This window comes from Burkholderia sp. Ac-20384 (assembly GCF_017104605.1).
Taxonomy (GTDB): domain Bacteria; phylum Pseudomonadota; class Gammaproteobacteria; order Burkholderiales; family Burkholderiaceae; genus Burkholderia; species Burkholderia lata.
Map to the genome: position 1 here is coordinate 38651 of NZ_JAAGPE010000012.1, position 15709 is coordinate 54359.

The 15709-nt window shown below is 63.9% G+C and carries 11 protein-coding genes; 8 read left to right on the forward strand and 3 right to left on the reverse strand.

Features of this window, described 5'->3' with window-relative positions:
* Positions 1-19 precede the first annotated feature (19 nt).
* Positions 20-703 (reverse strand): hypothetical protein, encoded by a 684-nt coding sequence (locus tag G3O00_RS04080; protein ID WP_241024933.1) that lies wholly within the window; start codon positions 701-703, stop codon positions 20-22.
* Positions 704-722: 19 nt separating this feature from the next.
* A complete protein-coding gene (locus tag G3O00_RS04085; RefSeq protein ID WP_206142158.1) occupies positions 723-2096 on the reverse strand; it encodes a zinc ribbon domain-containing protein in 1374 nt (457 codons plus the stop codon).
* Between the two features lie 1118 nt (positions 2097-3214).
* Here G3O00_RS04085 and G3O00_RS04090 point away from each other — a divergent pair.
* The 8 genes from G3O00_RS04090 to G3O00_RS04125 all read left to right on the forward strand — a co-directional run bounded on the left by G3O00_RS04090 (position 3215) and on the right by G3O00_RS04125 (position 14373).
* The gene (locus G3O00_RS04090; RefSeq protein WP_206142178.1) at positions 3215-4708 is read left to right on the forward strand and encodes an NAD-dependent succinate-semialdehyde dehydrogenase; all 1494 of its coding nucleotides are present in this window, start codon (positions 3215-3217) and stop codon (positions 4706-4708) included.
* A 29-nt stretch (positions 4709-4737) separates the two neighbouring features.
* A complete protein-coding gene (locus G3O00_RS04095) occupies positions 4738-5904 on the forward strand; it encodes an iron-containing alcohol dehydrogenase (RefSeq protein ID WP_206142159.1) in 1167 nt (388 codons plus the stop codon).
* 52 nt (positions 5905-5956) lie between these two features.
* Entirely contained in the window at positions 5957-7420 is a 1464-nt protein-coding gene (locus G3O00_RS04100) for an NAD(P)/FAD-dependent oxidoreductase (RefSeq protein ID WP_206142160.1), read from the forward strand.
* Positions 7421-7432: 12 nt separating this feature from the next.
* Complete coding sequence (locus G3O00_RS04105) at positions 7433-8416, forward strand: alpha/beta hydrolase (RefSeq protein WP_206142161.1); 984 nt, start codon at positions 7433-7435, stop codon at positions 8414-8416.
* A 340-nt stretch (positions 8417-8756) separates the two neighbouring features.
* Positions 8757-10247, forward strand: a complete 1491-nt coding sequence (locus tag G3O00_RS04110) for an NAD(P)/FAD-dependent oxidoreductase (protein ID WP_206142162.1) — start codon at positions 8757-8759, stop codon at positions 10245-10247.
* A 32-nt stretch (positions 10248-10279) separates the two neighbouring features.
* A complete protein-coding gene (locus G3O00_RS04115; RefSeq protein WP_206142163.1) occupies positions 10280-11230 on the forward strand; it encodes an alpha/beta hydrolase in 951 nt (316 codons plus the stop codon).
* Between the two features lie 222 nt (positions 11231-11452).
* The gene (locus G3O00_RS04120) at positions 11453-13072 is read left to right on the forward strand and encodes a GMC family oxidoreductase N-terminal domain-containing protein (protein ID WP_206142164.1); all 1620 of its coding nucleotides are present in this window, start codon (positions 11453-11455) and stop codon (positions 13070-13072) included.
* 611 nt (positions 13073-13683) lie between these two features.
* Positions 13684-14373 carry a response regulator transcription factor gene (locus tag G3O00_RS04125; RefSeq protein WP_206142179.1) on the forward strand — a complete coding sequence of 230 codons (690 nt, stop codon included), beginning with the start codon at positions 13684-13686 and terminating at the stop codon, positions 14371-14373.
* A gap of 345 nt (positions 14374-14718) precedes the next feature.
* Here the strand turns inward: G3O00_RS04125 and G3O00_RS04130 are convergent, their stop codons facing one another.
* On the reverse strand, positions 14719-15693 hold the full coding sequence (locus G3O00_RS04130) for a YCF48-related protein (protein ID WP_206142165.1): 975 nt from the start codon (positions 15691-15693) through the stop codon (positions 14719-14721).
* Between the last annotated feature and the right edge of the window lie 16 nt (positions 15694-15709).

Sequence of the window (15709 nt, forward strand, 5' to 3'; positions counted from 1 at the left end):
CCTTGCAGGTGCGGGCCGGTCAGTGTGCGGCGGGCGCATCGAGCAGCGCGACGACGGTGACGCCGTCGACCTGCGCGAGCTGGATGCTGGATTGCCGGGTCGAGCCCGGCTTGCCGTTCAGGTAGACCTGGCTTTTCAGCGTGTACGTGCCTTGCGGTGCTCCGGACGGCAGCTTCAGCGTGAAGCTGTTGTCGAATTCGCCGCTGCCCGGCGCCGCGTTGACGACCTTCTCGCCGCGCTTGAACTGCTCGCCCGACGGCGCGTAGACGGTCACGACTTCCTTGACTTCCTGGACGGGCTCGTTCGTGCCGGATACCGCGCGAATTTGCGAGGCCAGCTTGATCGGCTCGCCGGTCTTGACGGCGGAGCGCGGCGTCACGACCGTCGTGTAGGCATCGATCTTCGCGTAGGGCGGCAGGTTGTTGCGGTTGCTCGCGCGGTAATCGCGATCGACTTCGGCTGCCGTCTTCGTCTGCCGCGTCGCGACTTCGATCACGGCGCACGCGGCGAGCCCGGCGACCGCGCCACCGATCGCACCCTTGGTGCCGCCGATCAGCGCGCCGACCAGCGCGCCGCCGGCGCCGAGCGCGGTACAGCGCAGCACGGATTCGGACGAGATCCCGCCGGTGCCGTTCTGGGTGGCGCAGCCGCTGGCGAGCAAGGTAACCGCGCAGGCCGCGGCGAGGGTTTTCTGGATTGTCATGTCGGTCTTCTCCGGCGCTTCATTCAAGTGTGCTGTTGTTGCGCAGTGCATCCATCTGCCGCGCCTTTGCCTTGTCGATGAGCGTCTTTGCCGGACGGTTGCCGGGCTCGATCGCAAGGACACTCTCCGCGGTCGCGATAGCCTTGTCGTACTGGCCGCGCGACAGATCACCCTGCGCGCGTTTCAGCAGGCCATCGACGGCGGGTGCGGCAGGGTTGGCCGCCGTGGACGGGCGGACAGGCGGTGTCGGATGCGGTTTGCTGCGCGGTGCCTCCGCCACGGCGGCGGATGCGGTCGGCGAGGGCGTGTCGTCCTGCAGTTTCGCGAAGGGCGACGGCTGCTGCGCGTTCGCGGATGCTGGCGGCGCGTTCGACGCCGGTGGCGTCGCGGGCACCGGAGCCGTCGCGATGTTCGTGACGACGGCCGGCCCCGAGGCAGGCGAGGTCATGGCTGCGGCGGCAGTGGCCGTATCGATCGGCGCGGACGCCGGTGCATCGGCCGGCATCGTCGCAACGACCGCGCCGGCGGTGACGGAACCCGATCCTGTGATGCCCGATGCGGCGTCGGCCGTGAAGGCAGGATTCGTGGATGCGGCGACCGGTTCGGGCGTTGCAGGTGCGCTCGCCTGGCGGCCGTGCCACCAGAATGCGCCGCCTGCGCAGGCGATGGCGACTGCGACGCCGGCTGCGATGATCTTGAGTTTTGCCGACGTATCGTCGATTGTCGTCGCGGTCTGCGAAATCGGCCGGGGCACCACGCCGGATGCCGGACGCGTGGGTTCGGCCGACGCCGACGTTACATCGGCATCTGAAGCGTCGTGAGGTTCGAGAACCGCTTCGACGCCGTTTGTTTCGTCATCGACGAGTGCTGCTTCGATGTTCGCCGATGCGCCGGCTGCCGCAGGCTGGGCATCCGTGATGACAGGCGAGACATGCGACGCAGCGACCGCGCCGCCGCGATGGTCTGCCGCGGTCATGTGCGTGGCGGTCGCCGCAGCGTCGTGCGATTGCAGCGGGGTGTTTGCACGATCCGATACCGTGTCTGCGGTGTTCACCACCAGCGATTCGACACTGATGTCCGTTTGCGTATCCTGAGCGTCGACGGCGCCGTGTGCCGGCTCGTGAGCGGATTCCACAGCCCCGTATGCGGGTTGCCATGCCGGCTCGACCGGCGGCGCGGGCACCTCGACCTCGATCGCCCCGGCGTCATCGGCCGATGCGACGGGCGTCCCGCATTTGTTGCAGAAACGCTGGTTCGGCATCAGAACGGCGTGGCAGCTCCGGCACGGTGCGCCGGCCGCTTCGGTCCGGATGGCCGCAACCGGTGTTCCGCATTGCTTGCAGAACTTGAGCCCGCCGGGCAGATCGGTTCCGCAGTGGGTACACGCAGTCATAATAAGTAATCCTCTTCTTTTGATCGATCGACGTGACGTCGCCGTGCGGGCATGCGCACGTTTGTCCGAATCGCGGGATGGCGGCGTATCGACGCGTGCTACGAAGGCGAGCGACGCGGCGCGGGCCGTTCAGCGCGGGATATCAGTCGGAATGGGTTCGGCCGCGCGGGAAGTGTCGGCGTAGAGAAGAAGAGATCCGGCCGACGTGAATTGGCACGTGCGGCCCAACGGATCCGGATGCCCCGGTATTGAATGGCGAGTTCAAGCTTTCCCCGTATCAGTCGCCGGATTGAATCCGGCTGACCGTTTTCATTATTTCGATTGATAATACAAATGGTCTTCTGCCGCGGATATTACACTGAAATTACGGGGCTTTGCCATCCGCAAGGGGCGTGACAGAGCGCGTTTTCGCGTACAAACCCGATCGAACGCGCCGTGCGCACCGTCATCGGCCTGGGCGTATTCATCGCCGCGCGCCCTGCTTGCCGTGGCGCCCAAGGTCTCGCCAGCACACTCTGGCACCCGATCGTGGCGGGTGTCGTGCCACATGCTGCCATCTCTTGAACCGTTGGTTCGGCGCTCGCACGGCAACTGAGGCGTCCATTCCATGCGCTGACTTACCCGGTTCATCGGACCGTGGCACTGGTCGGGCTAATGTCTACCTGCCTTTCAAAGCAGGCAGCGTCTCCTTCACGCAGTACGCCGCCGAGCAAATCTGTCGAGTTCTCGTTGCCAGCGCAGGCCCCGAGCGCTCCCCTTGCCTGGCGGTCACCACCTTGCGCGGCTATCTCCCACGCGTCACCGACAGCCCGTGCAACTACTGAGTTGCCGCGAAAAATGGTTTATGGTCAAATGACCATGTCAAATGATCTACATGCCTGTTTCATCCCCAATTGGACGTCATCGCTCGAGCGCGGACGTTCCCACGGTGAGCAAGATTGTGTGAACGCTTCAGGGGCGGCGCGGAATTCGGCGCACATCGGCCACCTGAAGTCCGGCGAAATCTTGGGGGGATGGAGCAGGCATCCGCGTATCGACACCTGAGCCGTTTTCGCCTGCTGGCTGAAAGCGCCTCGGTTGAAAAACAAGAATTTCTGGAGACAGTGCTCGTGGATGAAATGCACAGCAGGAAGAACGAAGTGATTGACCCCTCGGCGTTACGCGCCCGGCTGCGGGACGGCGCCTTGCTGGAGACGCGCGCCTGGCTCGCGTCGGGATGGCATGAGGGGACGGATGGTCGCTCGTTTCCCGTCACGAATCCGGCCACGGGTGACATCCTCGCCCGCGTGGCCAGCCTCGGCGCTGCGGAGGTTGAGCAAGCCATCGAATCGTCGGCGCTTGCACAGAAAGGCTGGCAGAAGCGGACCAGTCACGAGCGCGCAAAGCTGTTGCGCGCGTGGTTCGACCTGATCCTGGCGAATGCCGACGACCTCGCCTTGATCATGACGTCGGAGCAGGGCAAGCCGCTGGCAGAGGCCCGCGGCGAAATCACGTATGCCGCTTCTTTCGTGGAGTGGTTCGCCGAAGAAGCGAAGCGTGTCTACGGCGACGTCATGCCTCATCCGCAAGGTGACAAACGCATCCTCGTCATCCGTCAGCCGATCGGCGTGTGTGCCGCGATCACGCCGTGGAATTTCCCGGCCGCGATGATCACGCGCAAGGTCGCGCCGGCACTGGCGGCGGGCTGTTCGATCATCGTGCGCCCGGCCGACCTGACGCCTCTCACGGCGCTTGCGCTTGCCGTCCTCGCCGAGCGAGCGGGCATTCCGGCGGGTGTCCTTCAAGTGGTGTGCGGCCCGTCGCGCGAGATCGGCGCGGTGCTGACGGCGAGCCCGGTGGTGCGCAAGCTTTCGTTCACCGGTTCGACCGAAGTGGGCCGCGTGCTCATGAGCCAATCGTCCGGAACGATCAAGCGGCTCTCTCTCGAGCTCGGCGGCAACGCACCTTTCATCGTGTTCGACGACGCGGATCTCGACGCAGCGATTGAAGGCGCGATGGCGTCGAAATACCGGAATAGCGGTCAGACCTGCGTGTGCGCCAACCGCTTTCTTGTCCAGGCAGGCATTCATGATCGCTTCGTCGAGGCGCTCACCCGGCGAGTCCAGGCGCTCAAGGTAGGGAACGGCATCGAGCCGGGCGTGCAGCAGGGGCCGCTGATCCAGAAGTCCGCCTGTGACCACCTGAATCAGCTGATCGACGATGCGGTAAGCAAAGGCGCACGCATCGTCACCGGCGGGAAAGGTCATCAGCTCGGGGGCACGTTTTTCGAGCCGACCGTCATTGCCGATGCGACGCCGGCCATGCGTCTCGCACGCGAGGAGCTTTTCGGACCCGTCGGCCCGGTGTTCCGCTTCGACGATGAAGCAGAAGCGATCGCGATGGCCAACGACACCGAGTACGGGCTCGCCGCCTATCTCTATACGCGTGACAACAGCCGCATCTGGCGCGTGGGCGAGGCACTCGAGTACGGCATGGTCGGCCTGAATACCGGCGTGATTTCCAACGAGGTCGCGCCGTTCGGCGGAGTCAAGCAATCGGGCCTGGGCCGCGAGGGTTCCCGTTATGGAATCGAGGAATACCTGGAAATCAAGTACATGTGCACCCAGGTCTAACTGCCAAAGTCTGCATCAAGGAAACGTCAATGGAAATGTCCCCGCAATCGATGCTCTTCGAAACTGTTCCGTCCATTCTCCAGGAATGGGGGTGTGTGCGCCGCCTGGGTCAGGTGATGGCGGCCTGGACGGAGCGCCGTCATGTCCTGATCGTGACCGACGCGGGGCTGCACAATGCCGGTGTGCTGGAGCCGGCGAAAGCGTCGTTGGCGGCCGAAGGATTCCGTGTGGCGGTCTTTGACGAGGTCGTGGCCGACCCGCCGGAGAGCGTGGTCTCGCGCTGCGTCGAGTTCGCGCGCAGTGCGGAGGCGGATATCGTCATCGGCCTGGGCGGCGGCTCGTCGATGGACATTGCAAAACTGGCCGCCGTGCTCACCGTCTCGCAGCAGTCGCTCGCGGAAATGTACGGGATCGGCAACGTGAAGGGCGCGCGCCTGCCATTGGTGCAGATCCCTACGACGGCCGGCACCGGGTCGGAAGTCACCAACATTTCCATCGTTTCGGTTAACGAAACAACCAAGATGGGCATCGTCGCACGTCAGCTGTATGCCGACAAAGTGATCCTGGACGCCGAATTGACGGTCGGTCTGCCGCGCAGCCATACCGCCGCGACGGGCATCGACGCGATGGTTCACGCCATCGAGGCCTACACCAGCAAGCACAAGAAGAATGCCATCTCCGACGCGCTTGCGCGTGAGGCACTGCGGTTGCTGGTGGGCAACCTGATCCCGGCTTGCGAAAACGGCCACGACCGGCACGCACGCGAGGCAATGCTGCTGGGCGCCACGCTGGCGGGGCAGGCCTTCGCCAATGCCCCGGTGGCCGCGGTCCATGCGCTCGCGTATCCGTTGGGGGGCCATTTCCATATCCCGCATGGCTTGTCCAACGCATTGATGCTTGGCCCCGTGTTGCGATTCAACGCCGAAGCGGCCGCTTCGCACTATTCGGAACTGGCAGACGTCGTAAGCGTGGGTGGAAAGGGCGACGCCACGGCGCGCACGGCGGCGTTCATCGCATTCCTGGAAGACCTGATGGACCGATCCGGCGCGCCGCGCCGTCTGCGCGACGTGGGTGTCACGCAGGTGAGCCTGCCGACCCTGGCGGCCGATGCGATGAAGCAGCAGCGCTTGCTGTTGAACAATCCGGTCGTTGTCACGGAGTCGGACGCATTGCGCCTGTATGAACAGGCCTATTGAACCGACGCCAGAAAATCCGCAGTCGCCGTAATGTAAATAGAGAGAGTGCACCGTGAACAATGTAGAAAGGATTGAGCACCACGAGATCGTTATCCTGGGTGCAGGCTTCGGAGGCCTCGGCATGGCCGCTCGCATGAAGATCGCGGGCATCGACGACTTCGTCGTGCTGGAGAAGCGTCCCGATCTCGGCGGCGTCTGGCTGGACAACTCGTATCCCGGCGCGGCATGCGATACCGAATCGCACCTGTACTGCTACAGCTTCCATCCGCATTTGCGCGTGAGCGCCATGTATGCCGGCCGGAATGAGCTGCTGCACTATTTGAAATCGCTTGCCGCGCGGTTCGACCTCGCAGAACACCTGCGATTCGACACCGAGATTCGCAGTGCCGAATGGGATGCAAGTGCAAGCGTCTGGCGGTTCGAGCTGAACGACGGTTCCCGGATGACCTCCCGATTCTTCGTGCCGGCCTGGGGGCAGCTGAATCGCCCGATGATTCCCGCGGTGCGCGGCCTGGCGGATTTCAACGGCGAGTATTTCCACTCCGCCGAGTGGCGTCACGACGTGGACTTGAGCGGCAAGCGCGTGGCAAGCATCGGCAACGCCGCCAGCGCCGTGCAGTATGTGCCGCTCATCGCGCCGAAGGTCGATCACCTGACGATATTCCAGCGCAGCGCGAACTGGATCATGCCGCGCAACCAGATCGTCTTCTCGACGGAGCAGCTCGATACCTACGAGCGCGAGCCCCATCTTTTCGAAGAAAGCAGGAAATCGCTGCACGCGTTCCGCGAGTCCGGGTTCGAGCGGACACGGATGGGTTCGAACGCGCAGCTGGAAGGCAAGAGTCTCGCGTTGGCCCACCTTCATCGTCAGGTGCCCGACCCGGTCCTGCGCGAGCAGCTGACGCCGGACTATGAATACGCGTGCAAGCGGATTCTGCGATCGGACGACTACTATCCGGCGCTCATGCGCGACAACGTCGCGCTGGAAACGGCGGGGGTGGAGTCGTTCGTCGATGAGGGCATCGTGACCCGGGACGGCCGTCTGCTCCCGTTCGACGTGGTCGTGTTCGGAACCGGGTTCGAGAGCCAGGCATTCCAGGGCAGCCTGCAGGTTCGCGGGACGGACCGCACGTTGGCCCAGGCTTGGGCAGAGGGCCCGGAAGCCTATCTGGGCATGACCGTGCCGGGCTTCCCGAACATGTTCATGTTGTACGGGCCGAATACCAACCTGAACCACAACTCCATCGTGTCGATGCTCGAGATCCAGCAGAACTACATCATCGACGCGATCGGCGGCATGGCTTCCGCCGGCGTGAAGGCAGTCAGCGTCGACAGCGGCGTGTTCGACGCATACAACGACAAGCTGCAATCGGCGATGGCCGGCTCGGCGTTTTCGGCGGGCTGCTCGAGCTGGTACAAGAACGCACAAGGCAAGGTGATCAACAACTGGCCGGGCACGGTGGACGAGTACCGCGCGGCGACGCAATGGGATCAAAGCGTGTTCGCGGCGATCTGAGCGGAGAGGCACATGACATCAGTGCACTGGTTGCCGCTGACGGAGGTGGCTGACGATGCCCGGGATGCCGTTCGGGCGTTCCGCGAACTGGGCGGACGACACTACGGCAGCTTTTCCGTCGACCAGTCGCGCGTGAACTTCGTGCGGGCGTGCGAATTGAACGGCCTCACGGGTGATGATGCGGTTGTTCACGAAGACATCGATGTTCCCGTCGCGGACGGCAGCATCCGGGTACGGATCTACCGTCCGCCGGCCGGGGCGGGTGCCGACGGCAACCCGCTCGTCGTATTCATTCACGGCGGCGGGTGGGTGATCGGCAGCGTGGACACGCATGATGGCATCTGCCGACATCTCGCACGGCATGGCGGGTGTGCCGTCGCTTCGGTGGAGTACCGGCTATCGCCGGAGCACCGGTGGCCGGTCCCGCTCGAAGATTGCGAGCAGGCATTGGACTACCTGATGGCCAACGCTTCCGCGCTCTCCATCAATGCATCCCGGGTAATCCTGGCGGGCGACAGCGCCGGCGGCAATATGGCGACCCTCATCGCCAATGCGGCATCGGCGGCGGGACCTGCGATCATCGGGCAGGTCCTGTTTTATCCCGTGACCGACCTGACGGCGTCACGCCCGTCATATCAGCGCATTCAAGGCGGATTTCCGCTCGTTGCCGAGTCGATGCTCTGGTTCCGGGAGCACTACGTGCCGGCCGGCACGCCATTTGATCTTCCACGCCTGTCCCCGCTGCTGCATGCGGAGGGGCGGCGGCAGCCGCCGATGTTCATGGCGACGGTGGGGCTGGATCCGCTATGTGACGAAGGCATCGCCTACGCGTCATGTGCGGCCCGCGCCGGGAGCCAGGTCGAGCATCACCATCTGCCCGGGCACCATCACGGCATCGTCACCGCAGCCCGTGCTATCCCGGCAGCGAGATACCTGCTGGATCGCGCTGCTTCCTTTGTTCGACGGCTTGCTGAAAAAGACGGTTGCGATGCGTGACGCTTCGATCGTCGCGCGGGCATGGCGCATGCAACCTTCGCGATCGATCGTGTAATGGAAACTCCTGATTCAAATTATCCCTCGACTGCATAGACTGGGAACCGTTGGACTTGGTCAATTGATCATGTTCGGAGTGACCGGTCAAATCGGGACGCGCACGTCAATGACTCACGCGCATGTCCGGTCGGGTGCGCGGATGGTTGTCTCGTGCTGGTTTGAAGCGGTGTCGCTGGCATACACGTGTGGGCGTATTTTTCCTCTGTAGTCACATGACCAAGTCGGGTGATCTAGTCATGCGGCGTTACGGATATTTTCAATAACTGGTCATCGGAGGGATCTCATGACTAAGAATCAAGCAGATTCGTGTTCGCCTGAGCACGTAGAGGTACTAATCATCGGGGCGGGGATCTCGGGGATCGATGCCGCTTGCCATCTCCGCATGAACCTGCCGGACCGCTCGTTCGCCATCCTGGAAGCGATGGATGGATTCGGCGGTACGTGGTGGACCCATCGCTACCCCGGCGCGCGTTCCGACAGCGACCTGTACACGTATGCGTTCGGCTTTCGCCCGTGGCAGGGCCGCTCGATCGCGACGGCAGACGAGATCCACAGCTATCTGGGCGATGTCATCAACGAGTATGACCTCGGCTCGAGGATCCGCTACGGGCATCGTGTTCAAACGGTGAGCTGGTCAAGTGAACAGAAGCGCTGGACGGTCGAGGTATCGCGCAACGATACGGGCGAACACTTCTCGATCACCACCGACTTCCTGTGGCTGGGGGCCGGGTACTACGACCATCGCCAGGGCTTTACGCCGAAGTGGAACGGGTTCGATCGCTACAAGGGAACGGTCATTCACCCGCAGCACTGGCCGGAAGACCTCGACTATGCCGGCAAGCGCGTGGTCGTGATCGGCTCGGGCGCGACGGCCGCGACGCTGATTCCGGCGATGGCCGGCACCGCGGCGCACGTGACGATGCTGCAACGGTCGCCGACGTTCTTCACGGCGGTTCCCTGGACCCACCAGCTGGACGCGACGCTTCGCGAACTGAGCCTGCCCGAAGAATGGCGCTCCGAGATTCTGCGGCGTGCGCACCTGAAGCAAACGTTCGACCTGATCAACCTGGCCGCAGCGAACCCGGACGCCGTTCGCGACTGGCTGATCAACGAGACCCGGCAACAGCTGCCGGAAGGGTTCGACGTCGACAAGCACTTCAACCCCGGCTATCGCCCGTGGCAGCAGCGCGTGGCGGCGGTGCCCGAGGGCGACCTCTTCACGGCCATCCGGGACGGGAAAGCGTCCGTCGTGACGGACACCATCGAATCGTTCGACGAAAACGGCATCACGTTGGCGTCGGGCGAGCACCTGCAGGCGGACATCGTCGTGACGGCGACCGGCTTCGACATGAGCGCGTTCGGCCAGATCGCGTTTCACGTCGACGGCGATCCGGTCGACATGACCAAGCGGGTCTCGTATCGCGGAATGATGATCGAAGGCATCCCGAACATGGCGTTCATCTACGGCTACTACCGGTCGAGCTGGACGCTGCGCGCCGATCTCGTCTGCGAATTCACCTGCCGTGTGCTGGCGCATATGGACAAGGTGGGGGCGAAGACGGTGGAACCGCGCCTGCGCGCCGAAGACGCCGACATGCAGCGGCTGCCGTGGACGGACCCGAACAACTTCAATGCCGGGTACGTGATGCGGTCGCAACACCAGATGCACTCGCGTGGCGATCGCATGCCGTGGCAGCACCACTTCGAGTACGAGGAGGAGCGCCAGACCATTCCGGAATTGAGCCCGGATGCCGAAGTCCTCGTGTATCGCTGATCTCCGAGCAACGTTCGATTAAAGGTGAAGTTATGGCACTCGATTTGCACCTCGCTGGTTTTCTCGAATCCCTTGCCGGGTCCGGCGCGAAACCGCTGCCGCAGTCCAGCCCGGAAGAGGCTCGCGGATTGATGCAGCATCTGGCGCGCGCCGTTCGCGCACCGGAGGCCGTGGTCGACGTTCACGGCGTGGAAGACCTGACCGTTCCCGGCGCGACCGGATCGCTGCGGGCGCGGCTGTACCGTCCGACCCAGGAGCGCAATCTGCCGACGGTCGTCTATCTCCATGGCGGCGGATTCGTCATCGGCGATCTGGATACGCACGACAACATTTGCCGGGAGCTGGCGCGCGGCGCCAACGCGGTCGTCGTCTCGGTGGATTACCGGCTGGCGCCGGAGCATCCGTATCCGGCCGCGGCGGACGATGCGATTGCCGCCACCAAATGGGTCATCGCGAACGCGGGTGAGCTGGGCGGCAGCGACGTGGTGGCGGTGGCCGGAGACAGCGCCGGCGGCAATCTGGCCGCGGTCGTGACCCAGCAACTGCACGCCGACGGCATTTCGCTGTCCGCCCAGTTCCTGATCTACCCCGCGGTCGCGCAGGATCGCGCCGGCTTTCCTTCCTTCAAGGAAAACGGCGAAGGCTACTTTCTCGACCTCGAGACGATCGCGTGGTTCGAGCGACATTACGTGCTCGACGGTACCGACCGGGAGGATCCGCGACTGGCGCCGATCCGTGCGAAGGACCTTGCCGGGTTGCCGCCCGCCGTCATCCTGACCGCCGAAGTCGATCCGCTGCGCGACGAGGGCGAGGCCTATGGCCGCTTGCTCCACGCGAGCGGCGTCAAGGTCGACACGATCCGGTGCGACGGCATGATTCACGGGTTCTTCGACATGGGGGCGATCTCCCCGGGCGCCCAGGCGTGGATCGAGAAGGGCATCGCGAGCTTTCGAAAGGTACTCGGCGGCGCGCAGCACCATTGATACGTTGGCGGGAGCGACTTGATTTCGCTTTTCGCCATTTCGTGGCCGCACGCGGTTCGATGGATGACCTCCAACGCTGCCGGTGCGGCCACGCAGTGCTGATGCATGACGGAATGAAGCCGATTGCGCAACGGCTCGGTGAGGCCGCGACGTGAGTGGCGGAATCGATGCATCAGGTAGTTGCTTGTGCAGCGTTCAGGCATCTATCCAGGACACAGACCCGTGAAGAACTCATTCGATTATCTTGTTGTAGGCGGCGGCTCGGCAGGCAGTGTGCTGGCTTCGCGTTTGACCGAAGACCCCGATGTGACGCTTTGCCTCTTCGAAGCCGGCGGCACCGGCGATGGATGGCCCATCAACGTGCCGGCCGCCCTGGTGCTGATGGTCCCGTCCCGGTTGAACAACTGGGCGTTCGAGACGGTGCCCCAAAAGGGGTTGCAGGGGCGACGCGGCTACCAGCCGCGCGGCAAGGCGTTGGGCGGATCGTCGGCGATCAATGCGATGGTGTACACACGCGGCCATCATGCCGACTACGACGATTGGGCCGCGCTTGGCAACGAAGGCTGGGCCTGGAACGACGTCTTCCCCTATTTCAAGCGAAGCGAGCATAACGAGCGCCTCGGCAATGAATGGCACGGGCGCGGCGGCCCGCTGTGGGTCAGCGACCTGAGGACGGGCAATCCGTTTCAGGGCCGTTGGCTGGAGGCCGCACGTCAGTGCGGCTTGCCCATCACGGACGATTTCAACGGTGCGGAGCAGGAAGGCGTCGGCATCTACCAGGTGACCCAGAAGAATGGCGAGCGCTGGAGTGCGGCACGGGCCTATCTCTTTCCGCACATGAAGGCGCGCGGCAACCTGACGGTGGAGACGGGCGCGCAGGTCAGGCGCATCGTGTTCGACGGTAAGCGGGCCGTTGGTGTCGAGGTCACGCGTGGGGGGAATGTCGAGACGGTCTGGGCGAAGAAGGAGGTGATCCTTTCCGCGGGCGCGTTTCAATCGCCTCAGTTGCTGATGTTGTCCGGCGTCGGGCCGAAGGACGAGCTCGAGCGTCACGGGATCAAGGCCGTCTCCGATCTCCCGGGCGTGGGGGAGAACCTGCAGGATCACCCGGACTTCGTTGTCAGCTACAAGACGAACAGCCTGGACGCGCTGGGGGTATCGGTACGCGGCGGGATCAAGACGTTGCGCGACATCCGGCAATACCGCGCGTCGCGGGACGGCACGATGACGACCAACTTCGCCGAAGGCGGCGCCTTCCTGAAGACGCGTCCCGATCTGGAGCGGCCGGACGTTCAGATGCACTTTGTCGTGGGACCCGTCAGCGATCACGGCAGGAAGGTGCAGCTCGGACACGGTATTTCGTGTCACGTGTGCCTGCTGCGGCCGAAAAGCCGTGGATCGGTCAAGCTGCGAAGCGCCGATCCGCTGGACGCGCCGTTGATCGACCCGGCATTCCTCGAGCACGCGGATGATCTCGAGGTCCTGCTCGAGGGCTACAAGCTGACCCGGCGGTTGATGGCGGCGCCCGCCATGTCCCAGTTCGTGACGGAGGACCTGTTCGCGTCCCGGTCGCGATCGGACGACGACATTCGTGCGTTGCTGCGCGAGCGGACCGACACCGTGTACCACCCGGTAGGAACGTGTCGCATGGGGAACGACGCGCACGCCGTCGTCGACGCTGAGCTGCGCGTACGGGGAACGGAAGGCTTGCGTGTGGTCGATGCCTCCATCATGCCGACGCTGGTGGGTGCGAACACGAATGCGCCGACGATCATGATTGGGGAGAAAGCCTCGGATCTGATCCGGAGGATCTCGCGATTCCCGGTTGCGATGTCGGCGTGAAAACCGGAAGGGCGGTTTGACTGGCCCTCTCTCGTGCCGACATGCGCCGGCACGATGGCCTCGACCGGACACGGACGTTGCGGGCAGGGTTTATGCAGCGACGTCCGCTGCCTGAATGCAAGGGCTCGCTGGCCGGTTGACGCAAGGCTGGACGCCGCTGGGGCATCGCGAGCTTTCTGGCGTCGAACGCTTGAGCCGCGAGGTCGGGCGACGCAGCCAACAGCCGACCGTAAAAGCATCCTTGTTCCTGGAAGAGCAATGCGCGCACGAGGAACGCGATGTCGCCACCCGAAGCCCGGATGTCGGATGCCGGGTGGCGACCTGTGTGTGCCAACCACCGGAGAAAGACCGGTGCTTGCTTCGCGGCGATGCGTCGCCGCAACCAACGAACCAACGAACCCATCAGCCGATCGACCTTGCCCGGCGTCCGGCCTGTCCGGGTGCAGGAAATAGTCTTCCCCCGCCTCTATCCCGATGGCTTCGGCATGCGTCACGCCGAACGCTGCTTTCAACTCGTCGAGTCGTGCCAGCGAACCTTGACCCCATCCGGCGTCGAACGCTGCCCGGAAGGTGTTCACGCGCACGAAAGGCGACGACTCGGAAATTCAAACATGCACTCGCTCATACTCATCGCGGATGACGCACCGGAAATGGCGTCAACGCTCGATACCTGCCTGACTCGCAACGGGTTTCGAACCTTTCAGACCAACACCTCCCAGGCCGTGCTTGCCACGCAACTGAACCTGAAGCCGGATCTGGTCATTCTCGACGTCCGTGAACTGTGTGCGGATACCCTGGACATGCTGGCCAGGCTTCGACGACAAAGCGATACCCCCATCGTCGTTATGTCGGCGTGTGATCTGGACGGGGAGCGGTTGCGCGCACTGCACGCCGGCGCCGACGACTACATCGTCAGGCCGTTCAACCCGGATGTAGTCGTCGCGCGATTGCTCACGATGCTTCGCCGCTCCGGTGCGCTCGCGCCTGAACGTCGTCTCCGGGTTGGCGCGCTCGAAGTCGACACGGAAAGCTATAGGGTTTGCATACGGACGTCCTCCGGTGAAACGCCGGTTTCCGTGACGCTCGTCGAATTCCGCCTGCTGGCTCACATGGCCAGGCTGCCGAATCGGGCATTTACGCGCATCGAATTGCTCAATGCGTGCATGGCTGACGTCAGTGCATCCACACGCACCGTCGACAGCCACATGACCCGGCTACGCAAAAAGCTGGTGGCCGCAGGGGCGTCGGGCATCCTGGAATGCGTGCACGGCGTCGGCTATCGCCTGCAAAAAGCCGGCTGACGGGGGAGCGCGTCGCTCGTTGTTCGAATCCGTTGTTCGTCGCGTGTGTATGCGGCGCTCAGGTGTATGCCGCAGAGGTGGGTGCGCCATCGGTAGATCGTCGGTTCGGAGCCGTTGCGGCGGTTGCGCAGATCACCGATCTAATCTATTGGCCCTGCGCGTCATGAGGGATGCTGGCGGGCGGCGCGTCCGTATCCCGCTTATTCGTCGCGTTACCGTTGCTCTCCAGGGTACGAGAACTCGATCGCCGTTTGGCTCCACCTTCCAACTCAGGTCAGGCAGGCTTCGACACAGCGAGCCGCGTTTCACGATCACGGCTCGCTGCGCGAATCAAACATCCGGCAGTTACTGCGCGACGACCCCGTCGCGAGAAAAAACCAGCCACTTGTCGCCAGGCGAGGGGAGTGCCGCGGTGTACGTCGTCCCGGTCTGGGTGTTCAGGCGCTGGAACGTCTTTCCATCATCGGTGCTTTGAGCCTGCAGCCCGTCGACGCCCACGGCCAATACCGTGGAGCCTCGGGACGCAAGCGCGGTAATGGAATTCTTGGTGTCGAGCGTCGCGCGTGACCAGGTGTGGCCGTTGTCCTCGCTTCGCATCAACGTGCCGCGCAGCCCACCGACCAGCAGCACACCATTGGGCAGCGCCACGCCGCACCAGAACGACCCCTTGTACCCGGTCTCCACGTTCTCCCAGGTGTTGCCCTTATCCTTGGAGATGAAGAGTTGTCCCTTCTCGGCCGTGGCAAAGATCTCGCCATTGCTGTTCGAAAAAAGACCGAACAGATTCAGGTCCGACTTCTTGCCGTTCGGGAGAACGGCTTCCTTTTTTGTCCAGGTCTTGCCGCCGTCATCGGTGACGAGGATCAGCGACCAGAGCCCGACGGCCACGCCGTGGTCGGCATCGATGAAGTGAACGCCGAACAGAGGGCGATCCTCGGTCGTCGCGAGACGCTGAACCTCCCACGTCTCGCCGCCGTCGGTCGTCTTCAGGATCGCGCCCCAGTGGCCGACTGCCCACCCCGTCCGTGCATCGATGAAACTGACGGATGTCAGCGTCGAGCTCACGGGCACCGCCTTTGCCTGGCGGTACGTCGCGCCGTGGTTGTCGGACAGCAGGATGATGCCGTTCGCGCCGACACTTACCACGCGCTGGCCTGCCCACGTCGCATCCAGCACCGGGGACTGCGTCGCGATGCTGGACTGGACGGCCGGAACGGGCTTGAGTTCCGATGCGGATACCGCGCTTTGCATGCCGCCCAGCAGCGCGCCGAAGACGACGATACTGGCCGACAGGGAGAGAACCTTGCGATTCAGGGTCATGGAATCCTCTTCTTCT